This is a genomic window from Nostoc sp. DedQUE07 (assembly GCF_034530975.2).
GTDB lineage: Bacteria > Cyanobacteriota > Cyanobacteriia > Cyanobacteriales > Nostocaceae > Nostoc.
This window is the reverse complement of the sequence record NZ_JAVRCC020000014.1, coordinates 18,587-36,818: the sequence shown is the minus strand read 5'-3', so window position 1 is coordinate 36,818 and position 18,232 is coordinate 18,587. Positions and strand designations below refer to the sequence as shown.

Annotated in this window: 15 protein-coding genes; 4 read left to right on the top strand and 11 right to left on the bottom strand. The window is 41.9% G+C overall.

The window, feature by feature from the left end; genetic code table 11:
* Nucleotides 1-311: 311 nt before the first annotated feature.
* Nucleotides 312-2,582, bottom strand: a complete 2,271-nt coding sequence (locus RMZ95_RS13550; protein ID WP_322683012.1) for an NACHT domain-containing NTPase — start codon at nucleotides 2,580-2,582, stop codon at nucleotides 312-314.
* Nucleotides 2,583-2,744: 162 nt separating this feature from the next.
* Here RMZ95_RS13550 and RMZ95_RS13545 point away from each other — a divergent pair, with 162 nt between their 5' ends.
* Together RMZ95_RS13545 and RMZ95_RS13540 are read left to right on the top strand one after the other, a co-directional pair.
* Nucleotides 2,745-2,939 carry a hypothetical protein gene (locus tag RMZ95_RS13545; RefSeq protein ID WP_322683011.1) on the top strand — a complete coding sequence of 65 codons (195 nt, stop codon included), beginning with the start codon at nucleotides 2,745-2,747 and terminating at the stop codon, nucleotides 2,937-2,939.
* Nucleotides 2,940-3,293: 354 nt separating this feature from the next.
* Nucleotides 3,294-6,320, top strand: a complete 3,027-nt coding sequence (locus RMZ95_RS13540; RefSeq protein ID WP_322683010.1) for an SMC family ATPase — start codon at nucleotides 3,294-3,296, stop codon at nucleotides 6,318-6,320.
* A gap of 25 nt (nucleotides 6,321-6,345) precedes the next feature.
* On the opposite strand, the gene RMZ95_RS13535 is transcribed toward RMZ95_RS13540, so the two are convergent.
* The 3 genes from RMZ95_RS13535 to RMZ95_RS13525 form a co-directional block, all read right to left on the bottom strand.
* Nucleotides 6,346-7,767: a peptidoglycan-binding protein gene (locus RMZ95_RS13535; RefSeq protein ID WP_322683009.1), complete on the bottom strand. Its 1,422-nt coding sequence runs from the start codon at nucleotides 7,765-7,767 to the stop codon at nucleotides 6,346-6,348.
* A gap of 175 nt (nucleotides 7,768-7,942) precedes the next feature.
* A complete protein-coding gene (locus RMZ95_RS13530; protein WP_322683067.1) occupies nucleotides 7,943-8,452 on the bottom strand; it encodes an SH3 domain-containing protein in 510 nt (169 codons plus the stop codon).
* A gap of 441 nt (nucleotides 8,453-8,893) precedes the next feature.
* Nucleotides 8,894-10,405: an AAA family ATPase gene (locus RMZ95_RS13525; RefSeq protein ID WP_322683008.1), complete on the bottom strand. Its 1,512-nt coding sequence runs from the start codon at nucleotides 10,403-10,405 to the stop codon at nucleotides 8,894-8,896.
* A 307-nt stretch (nucleotides 10,406-10,712) separates the two neighbouring features.
* Between RMZ95_RS13525 and RMZ95_RS13520 the strand changes: the two genes are divergently transcribed.
* Both RMZ95_RS13520 and RMZ95_RS13515 read left to right on the top strand, forming a co-directional pair.
* Complete coding sequence (locus RMZ95_RS13520; RefSeq protein WP_322683007.1) at nucleotides 10,713-11,165, top strand: hypothetical protein; 453 nt, start codon at nucleotides 10,713-10,715, stop codon at nucleotides 11,163-11,165.
* Between the two features lie 9 nt (nucleotides 11,166-11,174).
* The gene (locus RMZ95_RS13515; RefSeq protein ID WP_322683006.1) at nucleotides 11,175-13,340 is read left to right on the top strand and encodes an NACHT domain-containing protein; all 2,166 of its coding nucleotides are present in this window, start codon (nucleotides 11,175-11,177) and stop codon (nucleotides 13,338-13,340) included.
* A gap of 274 nt (nucleotides 13,341-13,614) precedes the next feature.
* On the opposite strand, the gene RMZ95_RS13510 is transcribed toward RMZ95_RS13515, so the two are convergent.
* The 7 genes from RMZ95_RS13510 to RMZ95_RS13480 form a co-directional block, all read right to left on the bottom strand.
* Complete coding sequence (locus tag RMZ95_RS13510; RefSeq protein ID WP_322683005.1) at nucleotides 13,615-14,133, bottom strand: DUF177 domain-containing protein; 519 nt, start codon at nucleotides 14,131-14,133, stop codon at nucleotides 13,615-13,617.
* Between the two features lie 172 nt (nucleotides 14,134-14,305).
* Nucleotides 14,306-14,833 carry a protein jag gene (locus RMZ95_RS13505; protein ID WP_322670949.1) on the bottom strand — a complete coding sequence of 176 codons (528 nt, stop codon included), beginning with the start codon at nucleotides 14,831-14,833 and terminating at the stop codon, nucleotides 14,306-14,308.
* A complete protein-coding gene (gene yidC, locus RMZ95_RS13500) occupies nucleotides 14,830-15,981 on the bottom strand; it encodes a membrane protein insertase YidC (protein WP_322670948.1) in 1,152 nt (383 codons plus the stop codon). Before yidC ends, RMZ95_RS13505 begins: the two co-directional genes overlap by 4 nt.
* Nucleotides 15,982-16,155: 174 nt before the next feature.
* Nucleotides 16,156-16,548: a PH domain-containing protein gene (locus RMZ95_RS13495; protein ID WP_322670947.1), complete on the bottom strand. Its 393-nt coding sequence runs from the start codon at nucleotides 16,546-16,548 to the stop codon at nucleotides 16,156-16,158.
* Entirely contained in the window at nucleotides 16,535-16,957 is a 423-nt protein-coding gene (gene rnpA, locus RMZ95_RS13490) for a ribonuclease P protein component (protein ID WP_322670946.1), read from the bottom strand. Before rnpA ends, RMZ95_RS13495 begins: the two co-directional genes overlap by 14 nt.
* 26 nt (nucleotides 16,958-16,983) lie before the next feature.
* Nucleotides 16,984-17,118, bottom strand: coding sequence for a 50S ribosomal protein L34 (gene rpmH, locus RMZ95_RS13485; protein WP_099102484.1), 135 nt, complete (start codon nucleotides 17,116-17,118; stop codon nucleotides 16,984-16,986).
* A 106-nt stretch (nucleotides 17,119-17,224) separates the two neighbouring features.
* Entirely contained in the window at nucleotides 17,225-17,737 is a 513-nt protein-coding gene (locus tag RMZ95_RS13480) for a DUF2808 domain-containing protein (protein WP_322670945.1), read from the bottom strand.
* Between the last annotated feature and the right edge of the window lie 495 nt (nucleotides 17,738-18,232).

Below are 18,232 nucleotides of genomic sequence, written 5' to 3'. Positions count from 1 at the left end.
AGAAAAGTACTTACTATGATGGGAAGTGTGTGCGATCGCGCAGACGTAAACCGTCATAGACATCGCTTGTCAGAATTTGTATTCTGCTAATGTACGTTACTAAAATTAAAGGTGAAAGATTTCGATGACGTAAATGAGTATCATTTTGTTCCAAAATGCTGTTTTATTACTCATGTCCACATATCTAAGCCATTGAATAGAGGCGAATGGGTTGACTATGAACTCTTAGTTACATTCTAGATTTATTTGCTAATATTTGTGAAATATTTTTGCTTTTTTAACGAATAATTCACTATCTATTATATGGGTATTTATGATTGCTGCTGACGCTGTTTAATCTCTGCGATCGGTAATAGCAAAGTATCTTCTATTTGCTGTCGGACTTCACGGCTGACATAACAATCGCTATTTAGGAAAGATATCAGTAACAAATTAGCATTGTGGTATTGGTTTAGTAACTCCTTCTGTCGTTCGCTAAACTGCCAATCATGACCAACATTACGATGTTTAATTATTACTGCTCTCAATTCCTCTCTCCAAGCTTGCATATCATCTAACCACCATTTCTGAGATTTTTTCCAGTCTTTTCCGTCTGGTAGTTGCTCTTGAAGTTGTTGCAGTGAATACTTGAGTTCTGAGTTAAGGGTTCTGGAGAGAAGTTGAGAGAGATTGAGATCGAGAGAGAGGTTGACTGGTCGACATAGCTCAAAGTCGAGGTCAAGGTCGAAGTTGAGGGGAAGGGAGACTTCGAGAGTTCGGGAGAGGGAAACAACTCGAGAAAAGGAGAAGGCTCGAAAGAAGGAGAGGGAAAAGTAAAAAGCTCTAACTGTTGCTAGTTTATAGGAAACCTCAACAGAAATAGATTTATCTCTTACCCACATAAGAAACTGTTGCAACTTTTCTTCATCAGCCAGACTCGCATCAATTTTCTTTTTTATACACAGCAATAATCGATCTGCGTTTGGTGACATTCCAACAGCTAGTAAAAAGACTTCTCGCCAACGTTTCTCGGTCATGTGGCTAACAAGATTTTGCAGCGCTTCTTCTGATGACTGTCTGACAACCACAAATTCTCTAGCAGTGAAATACTCGTGGAATGTAAGGTGAGAAAAGGAGTAAATACCTTTTGCCCTGGCTACAACAAGTCCATGATGATGCTCAATTGAATGCAAAACTTGCTCGCTATCAAATTGCAATGCTTCCTCATGAGTATTAGCACCGGGTAAATTGCGGATGTATTCTGTAATGTATTGTTCTGCTATTTTTTGTTTAAAGAAATAGTCACCTAACTCAAAGGTAGCCAGAGCAATTTTACTGAGTAAATCTTCTTTACGTTGGACTGACAGATTTTTGTAAACTTGATCGCGCTGAATTCCCCGCTTGGCATCCCATTTTTTTAATAGCGTATCTATTCCTTCTTTGTATAGCTCAGAACGATTTGCGGGGAAATCTCCTGACTCTTGAAATGCTAAACATAGCAGTGTTAATAGTAGAGGACTTATAGCGAGTTCTTGAATTCGATTATTGTCTTTGAGGAGTTTAATAAAAGTCTCTGATTTTATAACTTTATTCTTAAACCAATTATTTGCAAAATTAGCAATTTGCTCATCGTCAAAATCAGCGACTTCAACCTCTGTGAACTTTTCAAAGGTATACTCACGTGCTGCAATCCGGCAAGTCATTACAAAGTGATTATTTGGAAATCGGTCAGAAAAATCACGAATTTCCTTTAAAATACGGCTGTTATCTTCTCCTCTAACCTCATCCAAGCCATCGAGTAAAAGTAATACCTTACCGTGAGTTATCACGTCTTGAATAGACGCGATAAATTGCGTCTCTAAAATGTTACCTGTTGCAGAAACGTGATTTACGGCGCTTTCACTGATGTATTCCAATAATCCAGGTTTATTTAGGGCTTCAGCGAAATCTTTTAGTGTGACAAAAAGTGGCACGCAATTACCCTGAAATTCATTTTCAATACACTGAATTGCCAAATACTTCAAAAACGTAGTTTTACCTGCCCCTGGCTTACCCAAAATCATCAACTTAGGATATTTTTCTACCGCCTCTAGCCCTGGTACTCGTTTTTGAGTAATTCTGCCCAGTCCAAAGCGATCAAAATCTTCGCTAGTACACTGTTGTAATAATTCATCAATTCCTAGTCGTTGTCGCCCAGTGATTTTTTCCAGAATATTAACGCTGGTGTAAATGTCATTCAACCCAATGGGTTGAGTCATATCCAGCACTCGCATTGTGCCGCAGCGTTGTTGAATGATGGGTTTTATCTTTTCGCGTACCTCTTGCACGATCGCATCAATATCAACATCAATCCTGTTATCTTGATTTACCTCTGGTTCACTGGCTGGTTCAGCAACTATTTCTTCCCACTCTAGGTCTAGCCTGTCACAAATCTGGACAAAGAGATTGCGGTCAACAGGTTTACCTGTAAAGAACTTTCCGATCGGCTGGCGAGTTACTTCTAACTCTTCAGCTAATGCCTTTTGAGTTAAAGAATAACGAATTAAAGCTTTTTTTGCTTTTTGGATACCTTCTGGAGAACAGGAAAGCGATCGCCCGGACATAAGCTAACCATCACACTTTTGCTGATTCTAACTACCAATTTGGCAATTCATCCTTATCGCATACACAAGTCACTCATATCTCAAACCTGTATTTAAGCCTAGAACAAACACTCACCTGTCAAAGTATAGATGTAGTTATTCAAACAATTTGCGAGGGAGTCTATGTTATCCAAGAAATTTCCTTCAAGAGATGAAGTGCTGGCTGTTGTAACGCTGATTATGGTGATTGGTTCTCTCACTCTGGCAGTTATCGATGAGAAAAGTCGCCCTCCATTTCTAGATTTAACCAAATTTGCTGTCGGTACATATATTGGATTGTTGATACCTCGGTCTAAGTTAAGCGATCGCGATGTCTAAGACGGGCTACGCCTACGCAACTAGCCAATAACAATCCTAAATAATTCCCAAGAAACAAGATCCCCGACTTCTTTGCAAAGTCAGGGATCTGTAACTTTCAATTCTCACAAATCAAAAAAGAATGTTTTCTCCTCAGACAACAGAAAGAAATAACAAAAGTCTCCTGGAAAGTTTCATTTTTCTCCGAAGACAGTAAAACTTTTTCATGCAATAAGAAAAATTGACTGATAGTATTGTAAATTTTTGTAAATTTGATGTCTTCAAAACTAGAAACCTGATATTTAGATAGCTAAACTAACAAACAGTGCATCTGTACTGTTAATGATTAAAAGTAGATGTGGCGCTATAGCGTGAATGATCCCAGTACAACTTATCCTCAAAAACTTTCTTAGTTACCGTGATGCAACTTTAGATTTTGGCGGTTTGCATACGGCTTGTATTTGTGGTTCCAATGGTGCGGGTAAATCCTCCCTTTTAGAAGCAATCACTTGGGCAATTTGGGGTGAAAGCCGCGCCACTGCTGAAGATGATGTCATCTATTCTGGTGCGAAAGAAGTTCGAGTTGATTTTACTTTCAAAAGTAACCAGCAAAAATATCGGGTGATTCGTACCCGAATTCGGGGAGGTACTAGTGTCCTCGAATTTCAAATAGAAATACCATCTGGGTTTCGCTCACTCACTTGCAAAGGGGTAAGAGCAACCCAAGATTTGATTTTAGAACATATCAAGCTCGATTATGATACATTTATTAATTCTGCCTACTTACGTCAAGGTCGCGCAGATGAATTCATGCTCAAGCGTCCCACAGAACGCAAAGAAATTTTAGCGGAGTTATTGAAACTCAATCAGTACGATGATTTGGAAGAACGGGCAAAGGAATCTTCTCGTCAGTTCAAAGCCCAGGCAGTAGAATTAGAGCGTTCTTTGGAATCGATAAAAATTCAGCTGCAACAACGCCAGATTACCCAAGCGCAAAGGGTGGAGTTAGAAGCCGAACTCAACCAACTGCAACAGGTGCAAGCTTTTGATAATATTCAATTACAAAGTTTGCAAGTTGTCCAGCACCAGCGCCAAAATTGGGAACAACAACTTAGCTTTATAAAGCAGCAATACCAAAATCTTACCCAAGATTGCGATCGCCTCCAACAAGAACAATCAGCTATTGGCTCTCAGCTATCAGATTTAGAAAAAATATTACACCAAGAAGCTGAGATTAAAGCCGGATACGCCCAATATCAAAGTCTACAATCTCAAGAAGAAGCTTTTGCTGTCAAATTTGAAGAACATACCCGCGCTGGGCAGACTCGCCAACAAAAGCAACAACAGCTTACCAAAGAAATTCACGAAATCGAACGGCAACTGCAACAAGCCCAAGCGCAGCTAGAAGCTTTGCAGCAACAAGAGCGAGATATTCAACAAACTTTAACTAAATCAGGTGAAGTCGAAGCCGCTTTGTCACAACTAGCCGCAGCTCGTCACCATGTTACTCGCTTAGATGAATTGCAAATGCAAGTGACTCCCTTGTTGCAACAACGAGCAACTTTACAAAGCCAACTCGATCGCACTCATGCTGGTTTAGTAGCACGACTCGAACAACTCCAAAGCACTGAGAACCAATTGCAACGCCAGCACAGTCGCCAACCACAACTGCAACAAGCGGTAATGGATGTGGCAATTCAGATTGAGGAACTGGAGAAAAAGCGGGTTTATCTGCAACGAGTCCAAGAAAAAGGGCAAGAAAGGCGGCATTTTATTGAACGTTTGCAAGCTCACCAACGAGATTATGAAAAACTGCTGGGAGAATTAGAGCAGAAATTGCAAATGCTGCAAAATCCTGAAGCACTTTGTCCATTATGCGAGCGTCCTTTAGACGAACATCACTGGAGTCGGGTAGTGGAAAAAACCCAAAGTGAGTTAGAGGATACTCAAGGGCAGTTTTGGGTAGTACGGGAACAATTGGCTGTGTCTGACAAAGAAATTCAGACACTCAGGCAGGAATATCGCGACATATCCCAACAATTGGCGGGCTACGATGGTTTACGCGAACACCGGGGACAGTTAGCAGCCCAGTTAGAAGCGACAACTGATGTGCAACAACAGTTACAACAAATTGCTGCTGAAAAACAGCATTTAGAGCGATCGCTCCAAGCTGGTGATTACGCTCCCGATAAACAAGCCGAACTCCGACAGCTAGACCAATATCTGCAACAAGTTAATTATAATGAACAAGATCATGCCCTTGCCCGGAGTGAAGTTGAGCGGTGGCGATGGGCAGAAATTAAACAAGGGCAAATTAAAGATGCAACTAAGCGACAAGCGCAACTATTAGCCCGAAAACCAGAATTACAATCCCAAATTGCCCAATTACAAGTTAAAATCCAGCAGGATCGGATTGATTCTGAATGTGCTAAACAAATCGCAGCGCTTGAGCGTCACATTACTGAAATTGGCTACAGTTCTGAGCAGCACAACAATCTGCGTATGGCTGCAAAGAAAGCTCAATCTTGGCATTTGCGCTATCAACAACTGCTATCAGCCCAACAGCAGTATCCGCAACTCCAGACGAGGTTGCAAGAGTTAGAGGAGTCTAGAAGCGCTAGAGTAACAGAGCGGCAAAAACTCGGCAGCCAAATCGAAAGCATTATTCAGCAATTACAAGCTACAGCTAACCCATCTGCCCAAATTCAAGCTTTAGAGCAACAGTTAGCAATCCGCAGACGGCAACTCGATGAGCAAATAGCCAAGTTGGGACGTTTAGAACAGCTGGCGCATCAACTAGAAACGCTGCAAATTCAGTATGAACAACAGCAGCAGCAATTACAAGCTTGCAAGCAGGAATATCGGGTTTATCAGGAATTAGCGCAAGCTTTTGGTAAAAATGGTATCCAAGCACTGATGATTGAGAATGTGTTGCCACAACTGGAAGCCGAAACAAATCAACTACTTTCACGTTTGAGTGGTAATCAATTTCATGTACAATTTATTACTCAAAAAGCTGGACGCAGTGCTAAATCAACCAAGAAAAATGCCAAACTGATAGACACCTTAGATATTTTAATCGCCGATTCTAGAGGAACACGAGCTTACGAAACTTACTCAGGTGGAGAAGCCTTTAGAATTAACTTTGCCATCCGTTTGGCTTTGGCAAAACTATTAGCGCAACGGGCAGGGGCGGCGTTGCAATTGTTGATTGTGGATGAGGGTTTTGGTACACAGGATGCCGAAGGATGCGATCGCTTGATTGCGGCGATTAATGCGATCGCCTCCGATTTCGCTTGCATTCTCACCGTTACCCACATGCCCCACCTCAAAGAAGCCTTCCAAGCCAGGATTGAAGTGAATAAAACTCAGGAAGGTTCCCAGTTGAGTTTGTCAATTTAATTACGAATTACGAATTACGAATTAGTTAATTGTATTTTACCCGTGCATCCAGACCTAACGAGCGGAGCTTTTTCGTGAGGGTTTCTGCTTGGGCGCGATCGCTAAATGCTCCAGCATTCACATAATCCCCTAAATTGGATTGCTCCGCGACAGCATTGGGTATATATTGTTGTACTTTACTCAGAGTATCATTACTGGAAATTGGAATTATTACTCTGTAAGGATTATTAGCAACTAATGTGTTGCCATTAGTAACAGGTACTACATTGTCATTGGCAGGAGGTAATGCATAGCGGTTAGTGTCAGCTAATACATAATCATTAGTTTGAGTGTAATTGCCCCCAGTTGAACCATTCAACCCTAATGCTTCCCAAGTTTGCCAATCTACATTTCCACTAGAATTAATTCGAGAATATTGCTGGAATGCAATCACAGATTGTCTAGTGTAATCGTTGAAAAGTCCATCAGGATTAGTATTAGAGAAACCCAACTGCGCTAAACGCTCTTGAACTAATCTGACATTTTCTCCGCGATCGCCTACAGTGAGATAATTTCTACCTGGTTGTTGAATACTACCTGTAGAGACTCTACGTACTGAGTCCAAAACTTGGGCATTAGCAATGCCATCAACAGGTAATCCATTATTTCGTTGGAATGCAATTACAGCTTCTCTAGTCATTGGGCCAACATTCCCAGTGGCATCAGCATTTAAATAACCTAGCTGCCGCAAACGCACTTGCAGTTCTCTGACTTGTTGAGTGGAAAGACTCGATCTTCCTGGAGTCGGAGAAGAACCCATTAGTGCGTTCCAAGTTTGTCGATTCACAATCCCGTTAGCAGTTATACGATAACTTCGCTGGAATGCTATTACAGCATCTTTAGTAATTCGTCCAAAATTCCCAGTGGGATTAGTATTAAAGTAGCCTAACTGCCGTAGACGCTGTTGTAATCTTGTGACGGCTGCACCAGTTTTGCCTTGAGAAAGAGTAGGATATTGACCAACTGGCGAACGTGATGCGCCACCGATATTTCTATTAGAACTTCTATTTTGACACGCTCGTTGCAAGGCTCGTTGAGTGCTAACACCTATAACTCCATCAGCCGATATTCTATTGGCTCGCTGGAATTTGATCGTAGCATTTTGAGTCAAGCTAGCAAACTTACCTGTCACTGGCCCATTAAAATAGCCTAACTTTTTTAAACATCTCTGGCTACTACTAACTTCAGGCCCATTACTTCCTATTTTCTGAAGTGCTAAAACTTCTCCAGCAATACTCAGAAGCCCCGTAATCAGAGCCACAGACAAAAGACGCATTGCACCAAAAGTCGATAACTTTTTCCAATTTAAAAATTTAAAATTAACTACGATAGGAACAACCTTGATGCTTTCGGATGCCTCGTAGACTGAGGCAAGCTTGATTAAATGGCTAGCTACCCCTGTTTTCACTTGCTTTTTTAAGTTAATAAATATAAAAAAGTATACCACTGACTATATGTAAGAATTACTTTTCGTATGATTCTTTACAAGTAAGTGTCCTGGGGATGAGGGAAACAAGGGGACAAGAGGACAAGGAGAATAACCAATGCCCAATGCCCAATGCCCAATGCCCAATGCCCTATACCTATTGTTCATCAACTTTTTCAGTATTACCTGCTTTCACCCAACCTTCTTGTTCGCTATCTTCCAAACGGATCTTTTGCCAAGCTTTATCCTCGCTTTCTGACAAAATAATAATTTTTTGATTAAAAGCAACTCCACCAATTTTTTCAGCTTCTTGATTTGGTTGCGATCGCAAACTCAAGCCTTCAGCCCAATTAACACGTCCTCGGTAAGCTCCCGATGGTAATGGTTTGGATGATGGGGTAGCCTTTGGTGATTCTGTAGGAGTAGAGGTTGAGCTTGGAGACGATTGAGTAGATGTTCCAGGTGTAAGAGCGGGCTTACTTTCTCCAGGCTCAGTTTTTTTAGGAGCTTGGGCTTTCACTGAAGGACTATCATTAGAAAAAATGGGTTTGGCAGGGGCTATGCCGGTGCGATTCATAAAATAGAGTGCAATTGCAGCACCGCCACCTATTAGCACAGCGATCGCTAAGAAAAACCCCAGTATAAACTTTGTTAAGCCAGACAACATAATTAAAACCTGATTATCAAGAGTCAAGGGTGTAGGTGAGCCAGTTATCTGCGTATTTTCCCCCATTGAGGAGAGTGGTGTTTAACTGGCTCTCAAGGGTTACGAGTAGACAGGCAAATCTGACTTTTCACGGGATCTGGAAAACCCCTCTCCAAACCTCTCTCCTTCTAGGGGAGAGGCTTTGATTTCTCCCCCTTCCCTACAAGGGAAGGGCGGCTGAGGGGTTAGGTTTTCCATTGGCTTTTCCACATGACGTGAAAACTCAGAGGCAAATAACCCATCAGTATAAAAATCAATAGTCCATAATAATTCATCATTATTGACTTTTGACTAACTGATTATTGTAGCTATGCTGAATAGACATCTGGTGAAATTAAATATGCGTTATCCAAAATCTTTGTAGAGACGTAAGCACTCCTGCGTCTCTACATTTTTTTGGGTTCACGTAGTGCGCCGGAGGCGTTCGCTCAAAGGATTGTGTTTAGATGCTAAACGCGCTCTCCCAGCAGCAGCCCATTCTTGGAGTTGCTGAATTTGCTCTACGGCAGTTCGTGCTAAGGGTATGATCTGACTGGCTGCTTCTAAAATGTCGTCGGTAGCAAAGTCGCGGTTTTGGCTAAATCCAATATGCATCGCTTCAATTAAAGTTTGCTCAATCTCAGCCCCAGAAAAATCAGGGGTTTCATAAGCTAGCCTGTCGATGTCATAACTTTTCAAGTTATGGGGGCGCAGTCGGGATAAATGAACATCATAAATTGCTTTTCTCTCTTCTTGAGTAGGCAAACCCACAAAGAAAATTTCATCAAATCGCCCTTTGCGGAGCATTTCCGGCGGTAAAGCTTGAATGTCGTTGGCGGTGGCGACGACAAACACGGGTGAGCTTTTTTCGGCTAGCCAGGTAATAAAAGTACCAAACACACGGCTGGCTGTTCCGGCATCACCTTTGCTACCAAGCCCTGCAAAGGCTTTATCGATTTCATCAATCCATAAAATACAGGGAGCGAGGGCTTCAGCTACTTGAATCATTTGGCGAGTCCGAGATTCTGATTCACCCACCAAACCACCAAATAATCTGCCCACATCCAAACGTAGCAGGGGTAAATGCCAATGATGAGCGATCGCTTTTGCTGTTAACGATTTACCAGTTCCCTGAATACCCACCAACATTAAACCACGGGGGTGCGGTAATCCGTACTGTCGCGCTCGATCTGTAAATGAACCTCCCCGCCGAATCAACCAATCTTTCAAGTTATCCAGTCCGCCAATATCAGAAATTTGCTCAGTGGCGGGGTAGAAGTCCAGGATTTGGGTTTGGCGGATAGTTTGGCGCTTTTCTTCCAAAACCAGTTCCACGTCTTCTGGTCGCAATTCTCCGTGGGTTGCGATCGCTTTTGCCAAAACGCGGCGAATCCGTTCCATCGAAAGTCCTTGACAAGAGCGCACCAAATCATCTAAAACTTTGCCAGAAAGGGAGTTACCAGTACTTTGTAGTAAGCGATCTACCTCAGTTTTAATTTCTGAGGCGGCTGGTAAGGGAAACTCGACGACTGTCAGCACTTCCGTTAAGTCATCAGGGATGGCGATGCGCGGCGACAGTAATACAATATTTTTTGGTTGCGATTTGAGAAGTCTGGACAGATTGCGGAGTTTGCGGGCGATCGCCACATCTTCTAAAAAGCGATGATAATCTCGTAAAATCATTACCGCAGGTGCGGAAGCTGGTAATTTTTCAATAAATTCCAAAGCTTGCAACGGGTTACGTCGCCCAAACCCAACATCATTGGGGTTTCCCTGGTAGCCATCGACAAAATCCCAAGTATACACCGGGCGATTACCCTGGTTGGTGGCTTCTTCTCGGATAGCTGCTTCTACCCGCTCTTCCTCGTATGTAGGAATATAAATCAAAGGGTAGCGGGCACGTAGCAGCAGCTTAAACTCTTCACGGAAGTTCATATTTAGCTATGCTTATTAGTTCTTCTCTCATTGTTCAGGTTTGTATCGCCTCTAACAACTAAAAACTCTCGTTACCTGCCTCTACTAGACAATAAAACTTGAAGAAGCTCTGCTTCCATAATGGTTGAAGTAAAGCCGCAAAGCTTCCATTTGCAGGTGGAAACTGAGAATAAGTGAATTTACACTACCATCCAGGAATGTAGTAATTGGCCTACTATATACGCAAATTTTTTTAATATTCGGGAAAGTTATCTGCTTGATTTGTATTCAAGCTTAAATAAGGTAATGTTTTTATCAAGCAAATAAAATGGCAGAAAATAACTCACAGCCCAAAAACACTGGAGGAATGTCCCTCAACATTGGCGGTGGTCAATTTTCAGGTGTTCAAGTTGGACAAGCTGCTGGCGACATGACCCAAAATCAGCAAAATACTCAGGGTGGGGCTGAGAAAGAATTGACCTTACCAGAGGTTGCTGAATTAATGGCACAAATTGAATCCATATTCCGTAATTCAGATTTACCAGAAGACCAAAAGAAACAAGCGCTGAAACATCTGGATTATGCAACCGATGCAGTTAAGGAAAAAGAACCAGACAAAGACACTGCGGCAACAAGTTTGCAAAAAGCTAGTAAAGTCCTCAAAGAAACAAACGAAACGTTTAATGCAGGGCAAGGGATTTGGCAAAAGTTAGAGCCAATTGCCAAACAATTAGCTCCTTGGTTAGGAGTTGCAGTTAAAAGTCTTTTATTTTTTACATAAAAAAAGCTTATGAATCAAGAACAACCCCTTCAGAATTTGAATATCGATGGTGCTTTGATTCGGGAAGCTCAAATTGGACAGGCTGGACGCGACTTGCACCAAATTCAGTACCTAACTGTGAATGAAAGCTTTAGCCTAGCTAAACTAATAGGTCACAGGCAGGTAAAACCTCCTTCAGGGAAAGAGGAGTACCGTTTCCGAGAAGTTTTACTCAATAAAGTCAAACAGTATTGGATTAAAGGCGTACTAGAAAAATCTTTGTATACCAAAGGTCTAATTGATTTGGGACTGGAAGAACGATTAGACGCAGTAAAGCGCCCGTCTAGCATTGTTCAAGAAATTCCTAATAAGTCTGGGCAAACCTTACCTGAAGGTAAAAGTGTCTCTGATGTTTTCAATCAGATGGGAAAAGGACGAACCTTATTGATTTTAGGAGAACCCGGCGCGGGTAAAACGATCACTCTCCTGAAGCTGGCACAAGAATTAATTGCTCGTACCGAAAAAGATTTTAGCCAGCCTATTCCAGTAGTGCTGAACTTATCTTCTTGGGGGAATAAACAGCAAACAATTGCTGATTGGCTGATTGAGGAATTGAATAGTACATATCAAATTTCTAAGGCGCTTGGTAAAGTCTGGATTGAAGATCAACAACTATTACTGCTGTTAGATGGTTTAGATGAGGTGAAAATTGAGTGTCGGGAAACATGCATTCGAGCCATCAACGAATTCATGCAAGAACATGGGTTGATCGAGATTGTGGTGACAAGCCGTATCCGAGATTATGAAGCTCTCTCTACTCGTTTACAATTGCAAGGTGCTATCTGCCTCCAATCTTTGACATTTCAGCAAGTTAACCAATATTTAAACAGGGCTGGTGAACAACTGGAAGCAGTAAAAACATTGCTTCAAGAAGACACTACATTGCAAGAGTTAGCCAAGTCTCCCCTGACTTTAAGTGTCATGACTCTGGCTTATAAAGGTAAGAAACTTGAAGATTTACCCAATACAGGTTCTAAAGAAGAACGCCGAAAGCACCTGTTTGATGCTTATATTGAACGGATGTTTAAGCGTCGTAAATATGAGCCAAGATACTCAAAAATGCAAGCAATGCGCTGGCTAATTTGGCTAGCACAGCAGATGATTCAGAAGTCTCAAACGGTCTTTCTTATTGAAAGAATACAGCCTACCTGGTTGTCAAATCGAGTGCAAAAAATACTTTATAAATTTATACATTGTCTGCTTGGAGTAATCATTTGTGGGTTAATCGGCTGGCTAATAGATCAAATATTTCAATCATCCGGGGCGGCGTTAATTGGTGGAATGACGGCTGGACTAAGTTTAGCGTGGAGTACAGCAGAAATAAAACCAGTTGAAACTTTGAGATGGTCTTGGGAAGAAGCCAAAAAGTTTCTGAAGAATGGACTACCAGGTGGATTGCTTTTGGGGCTGATTGTAGGACTGGGTTTTAAGCTAGTTAACGCTCCATTTAATCTCCAAACTGGGCTGCGATTAGGTTTACTATATGGGCTAATTGGTGGACTAATTTTAGGGTTGTTAGGTGGACTGAGAGGCCCAGAGATAGAGACAAAAACAATTCCCAACCAAGGGATATGGAACTCAGCCAAGAATGCCCTGATAATGGGATTGATTGGTGGATTCCTTGGATTCATTGGCGGATTGATTGGTGGACAAATCTTCGCAAAACCACAATGGCTGCAATTGGGTTTAGCGTTTGGGCTTGTATTTGGGCTTGTATTTGGGGGTGGACAAGCCTGCCTACAACACTTTACCTTACGCCTCATTCTCTACAGCCAGGATTGCATCCCTCGAAACTATGTCCGCTTTCTTGATTATGCTACTGAACACATTTTTGTGCAAAAAGTTGGAGGTAGTTACATTTTTATTCATCGAATGCTGCTGGAGCATTTTGCCCAAATGGAGCCAGTATTTATTCAACCAACTTCACAACCAATTCATCAGTCTCATGATAGGAATAATGCACTTACTGAATTTAATTCAACCAAGAATTTTAACAGAGATACTCCATCTCAAACTCCAGTTGAAAATAAAATAGTATGTATAGTATGTACCAATTGTAGTTGCACTAATCCGCTTACTTTCAACTTCTGTACCAAGTGTGGGAGGCGATTAAATCAACCAATTAGCCGAGGCTAAACTAAGCGTAGTCATAATGATAAATAAAGAACATTATTTGCCAGTTTGTGTTTATTATTATGGCTAATTGCTTTCAGTTGCTGGCTTTACTGTGTATCCTACAGCTATAGCAATCCTAAATCATTTGCAAGAAACAAGATCCCCGACAACTTTTATGAAGTCGGGGATCTGCGGGTTGCAATTCTCACAAATCAAATAAGATTGCTATATAATAATTGACTTTTTGGAAGAAACGCGCTCTTATGGCGCATTGACCAAGTTGAAAGTAACCTGTCTATCCTGGAAGTTGCTTTTTCAGTGCTTCCAGAGAAGCCCAACGGTGATCAACTGGAATTTCAGAACTATCAGAATAACTCTCAGCAGTAATTACAGGAATACCTGGACAATTGCGATCGCATAACTGGCGCTGCGGTATTGCCAAACACATCTGCTCATACAGCCATTCGTTGGGATAAAAATAACCATCGGGCGGTAAGCTTTCCAGCAAATCTTCCATAACCACTTCCCTTTCTAAGGGCAAGTCATTTGCCTGATTTGCAGTTTCATCTAACCAGATGATTTCCTTTGTATCAACCCCTAAACGGCGATTGTATTGCTGCAAGCAACGGTTGCAGGTACAAGTAATAATTGTTTCTGCCTGACCTGACACTTCCAGGTAATTGCCATGATGTTGCACGCGCACATGACCGCGAACTGGTGTTAACGTTTCTAGACCAGGCAGAAATTCCTTAACTTGAACTTCCTCTGTTCGCTCCGATGCTCTAGTTAGCTGCGGAATATAAATTGCGTCCATAGGATTTGTGAGACATCCTCACTAAAATTTATCTTGATTATCAGCAATTATACTGATACTGAATCTTTATTTTATCCCTTAACAAAAAGAGAAATTTTGAAATTATATATGGTTATGAGTTTTCAATTAACTCCAAACTCCTGTACAGACGCGATTAATCGCGTCTCTACTCCTAACTCCTAACTCCTTCCAACGAAGCGGGACAAACAACCAGATGGCGATGTGGCTCTTTACCGCGACTGAAGGTTTCTAAATCTCCAAATTCCTTTAAGAAGGTATGAACTTGACGCCGTTCAGCAGAACTAAGAGATTTGATTTCCACTTCTCTACCAGAAAAGCGCACTTCATCGGCTGCTGCTTCTGCTAATGCGCGAATTTCAGCTTCTCTTTTGACTCGGTAGCCATTTAACTCAATAGTGAAAGAGGCTTGTTCCTCCGGCGGTTGGCTGAGGTTTAGAACCGAATTTGCTAGATACTGAATCGCATCTAACACAGAACCATCAGCACCAATTAACACCTGAATTTGTTCTGATGTCAAATTGGTTTGGTCAATAGTCAACCAGTAGTTATCTGGTTCTGGAGAATCGCCGTCTTGAGATTGGGCAGTTTCTAAATGACCCTGAATCTCAGCAGGTATTCCAGTGAGTTCCAGCAGGGTTTTTAACCATTGCTGACCTCTCTGCATTGGAATGTCGCTCATGATCCCCCTGCCGCCTTTTTCTTAGGACTTTTTGGTTCAAACGGTAATGCTTTCTGTTCTGTGACTGCTGCTTCTTTTTCCTGGGTTTCTACAATTTTTTGTAGTTCCTCCGGTAGAGGTTCGCGGGAGAGAAGATAAGTTTGGGCGGTTTGGAAAATATTACCAATCACCATATACATCAGCACCCCAGCTGGTAGGGGGAAGAACAAGAACATTCCAGAAAAGATGACGGGGGTGATTTTGTTAACTGTATCCTGCTGCGGATTGCCACCGCTGGAATTTTGCCCGGAAAGCATTTGGCTAACATAAAGGCTGATTCCAAAGAAGACGATCATGGCGACGATATCCCAGTGGATTGTGCCATCTGGATCTTGTGCGCCAACCCTGCCTAAAGCATCAATGAATAAAAAGCCTTTTTCTGCTGCTAATCCAGGAATTGTTCCTTGAATAGTAACTTCTCCTGGTTGCAAGGCTTCTACATTGCCTTGGGCATCAATTTTTATCCTATCTTCACCTTTGGTAACTTTCCAATCAGGAACCAGCTTATTTTCTGGGTGTTCTGCTAAGAGTACCTGAAATGGTTTACCTGCAACAGTCTGATACTGTATCTTGGTTTGTTCTCCTACTGCTAGTTTGTTTCCGCTAGGAATAATAGCAGCTACTTTAACGTGTTCCCCATCTGCAATGTAAATATTTTGAGGAGCAGTAGCAAAGGCTTGTGGTTGAATTTGTTCGATTTGTTCTGCGGGAAGAATTTGCAGGTTAACGCTGTAGTTCGCACTTGCAAAAGGCGAACCCCGCAAGGTAGCAAACAGCGCTAACAAAACTGGCATTTGCACTAGTAATGGAAAACAGCCTGCCAAAGGGTTGCCAAATTCTTTTTGGACATTAACCATTTCCTCCTGCTGCTTTTGCGGTTCATCCTTATAGCGCTCTTTAATTTCTGCCATCCGCTTCTGCATCAGAGGTTGTACAATTCGCATCTTCCGCATATTGCGAATTGAGCCAGCACTCAGGGGATAGAGCGCGAAGCGGACTATCAAGGTCAAAGCAACGATCGCTAATCCGTAACTAGGCACAATACCATAGAAGAAATCTATGATTGGCAGCATCACGTTGTTCGAGAGAAAGCCGATACCAAAATCCATTATTCTGAATTCAACCTGAGGTACTGTAAACTGAATCTAATTTATCTAAATCATGAATTGTCGGCGACTATCTCTCGCTACGGATAGCCGCACATTATAAATGGGGCATTGGGCATGGGGCTTTGGGCATTGGGCAATAACCAATAGTTTTTCTTCCCCTGCTCCCCCTGCTCATCACTTATTGGCAGTGCCGCTAAATTCGGGATTTTTTGCAGCAATTCTTTCGTTAATGTAGTCATAGACTTCCCGAAACTTGGGAATTGCGCGCAATTCGAGACGACTGCCGTTTTTTAGGGTAATGGCCATATCTCCCCAAAAGCCAATGCCACGGGGGACTTTGACGATTTTGACAATTTCTGAGTAAATTACGTCAGTGCGATCGCGTCCCTGCCAACCTCCGGTAACAGTAATTCGGCGATCGGTGATGCGGAAACGCAGCCACAATGCCCTGACAATTGCCCCGACTGCTAATGGTAGCCCGACAATGGTTAGCCCAATCAGCAGGTTGACAATTAAATCCCCAACATGGGGGCCACCTTCATAATAAACATCTTCACGAATTCCCATCGAACACCTCAGCTTGTGCCAACAACTGCTCTAATTCTTGCAGAAATTGTGGGCTTACGCACTTAGATTCTGCTGCTGTGGGTTTGACAATGAATACTAGCCGCCATCCTGGTGATAATTTTGGCAGCAAGTTGTATAAAGCAGCAGTAATTTGCCGTTTGATTCGGTTGCGAACCACTGCCCTTTTGCTGACTTTTGTGCTAATTGAAATACCAATCCGCGTGCTGGCAAGGAGCTTTGAGTCAGTTGCTTGTGTAGTCTGGGTGGCAGTGTCCAAAGAAGGTTTCGTTGAATATAAGGGCTTTAAGGCTCTCAATGTTAAATAAGAGCCATGACGCCGAATTCCTTCTCGGAAAACTGCCTGGAAATCCTTGCGGGATTTTAGCCGATTTGTTTTGGGCAAAGCCACAGATGCTCTTTATCGCTCGATCTGTCCTAAACACTCAGACGGTGACGGCCCTTTTTTCTTCTGGCGCTAATCACGTTTCTGCCGTCTGGTGTCCGCATCCTGGCGCGAAAACCAGAGGTTCTTTTTCTCTTACGGCTAGTACCGCCCAGTGTTCTTTTCATACTCTTCTCCTCTTAAGTGATTTTTATAAAAACTCACAATCTCTAATTGTATCACTTTGTTAGGAAATTGGGAATCATCGATTGGTTATATCCCTACTCCCTATTCTTAAGTAATACTCAAAATCCATGTTCCCATATAGCGCAGTAGTGGTACATCGCCAGGGGAAAGCACTTGACAGTTAAAATAGTAAACTCCACCGAAGGATGGGTTTTTCACGTTAGATAACACCACTTCGACTGGGCTACCTGCTGGTACTGGATCTTGAGGAAAAATATTGATCAGTTTACCTTCTTTGTCCCATTTCACCTCAGAAAGCGGAACTGCTTTGCCTTTGACTCGGACTTCAATTTTTTTCTGGTCAAAAGTTCCTTTGTAATAATCAGGGTAGGTAATGGCAAATTGACCAACTGCCAATTTCATTCTTTTAGCTGGAATCTTTAGTATGTATCGATCCCAACCATTAGCTTGTCCGCCAAAATCTAATCGGAAGGGTAGCTGATTTTCTTGTTTGACGCCGCTAAACAGCGTAAATCCAGGTAAGCTTTGCGCCCAAGTTAAGGCTGGTAATCCAGTAACCAAAAAGCTAGTCACGGCTAAAGCAGAAAGTAAACGTCGCATAATCGGGCTTCCTCTACGAAAATATAAATCTGCGATCTAAAAGTAACTGTGTGTTAGTATTCTTTACTAAACTTTACTACTGGCTTCTCGACAATGGACGTTTAATTTCCAAAAAAAGTGCCATCCTGTCTGATGTTTAGGCAACAGTAAACTTACTTAGTATTAAAACAAACTTATATTAAATTTACTTCATTACCCTTATGTAGCTATGATTTGATGGCTAAATTGGGTCAAATTGGAACTAGATATAAACACAGTTGGGGGTTGGATTGTGTTTCTAAATATGTATAAGTGTATCTAAATTTGAGAATTTTGTTATAAAAATTGAGGTCTGCCATCAGCGATCGCCAGTTAAGTTGGGCTAAATTGATTAAAATAAGTTGGATTGGAATCGAAGTTGTAATCATTAAAATTTGATTGGGAAATTATCAAGCTTTCAAAATTCGGTCAATATTACTCTATAAGAAAGGAATACCAAAATTTCTCAATCCCGAA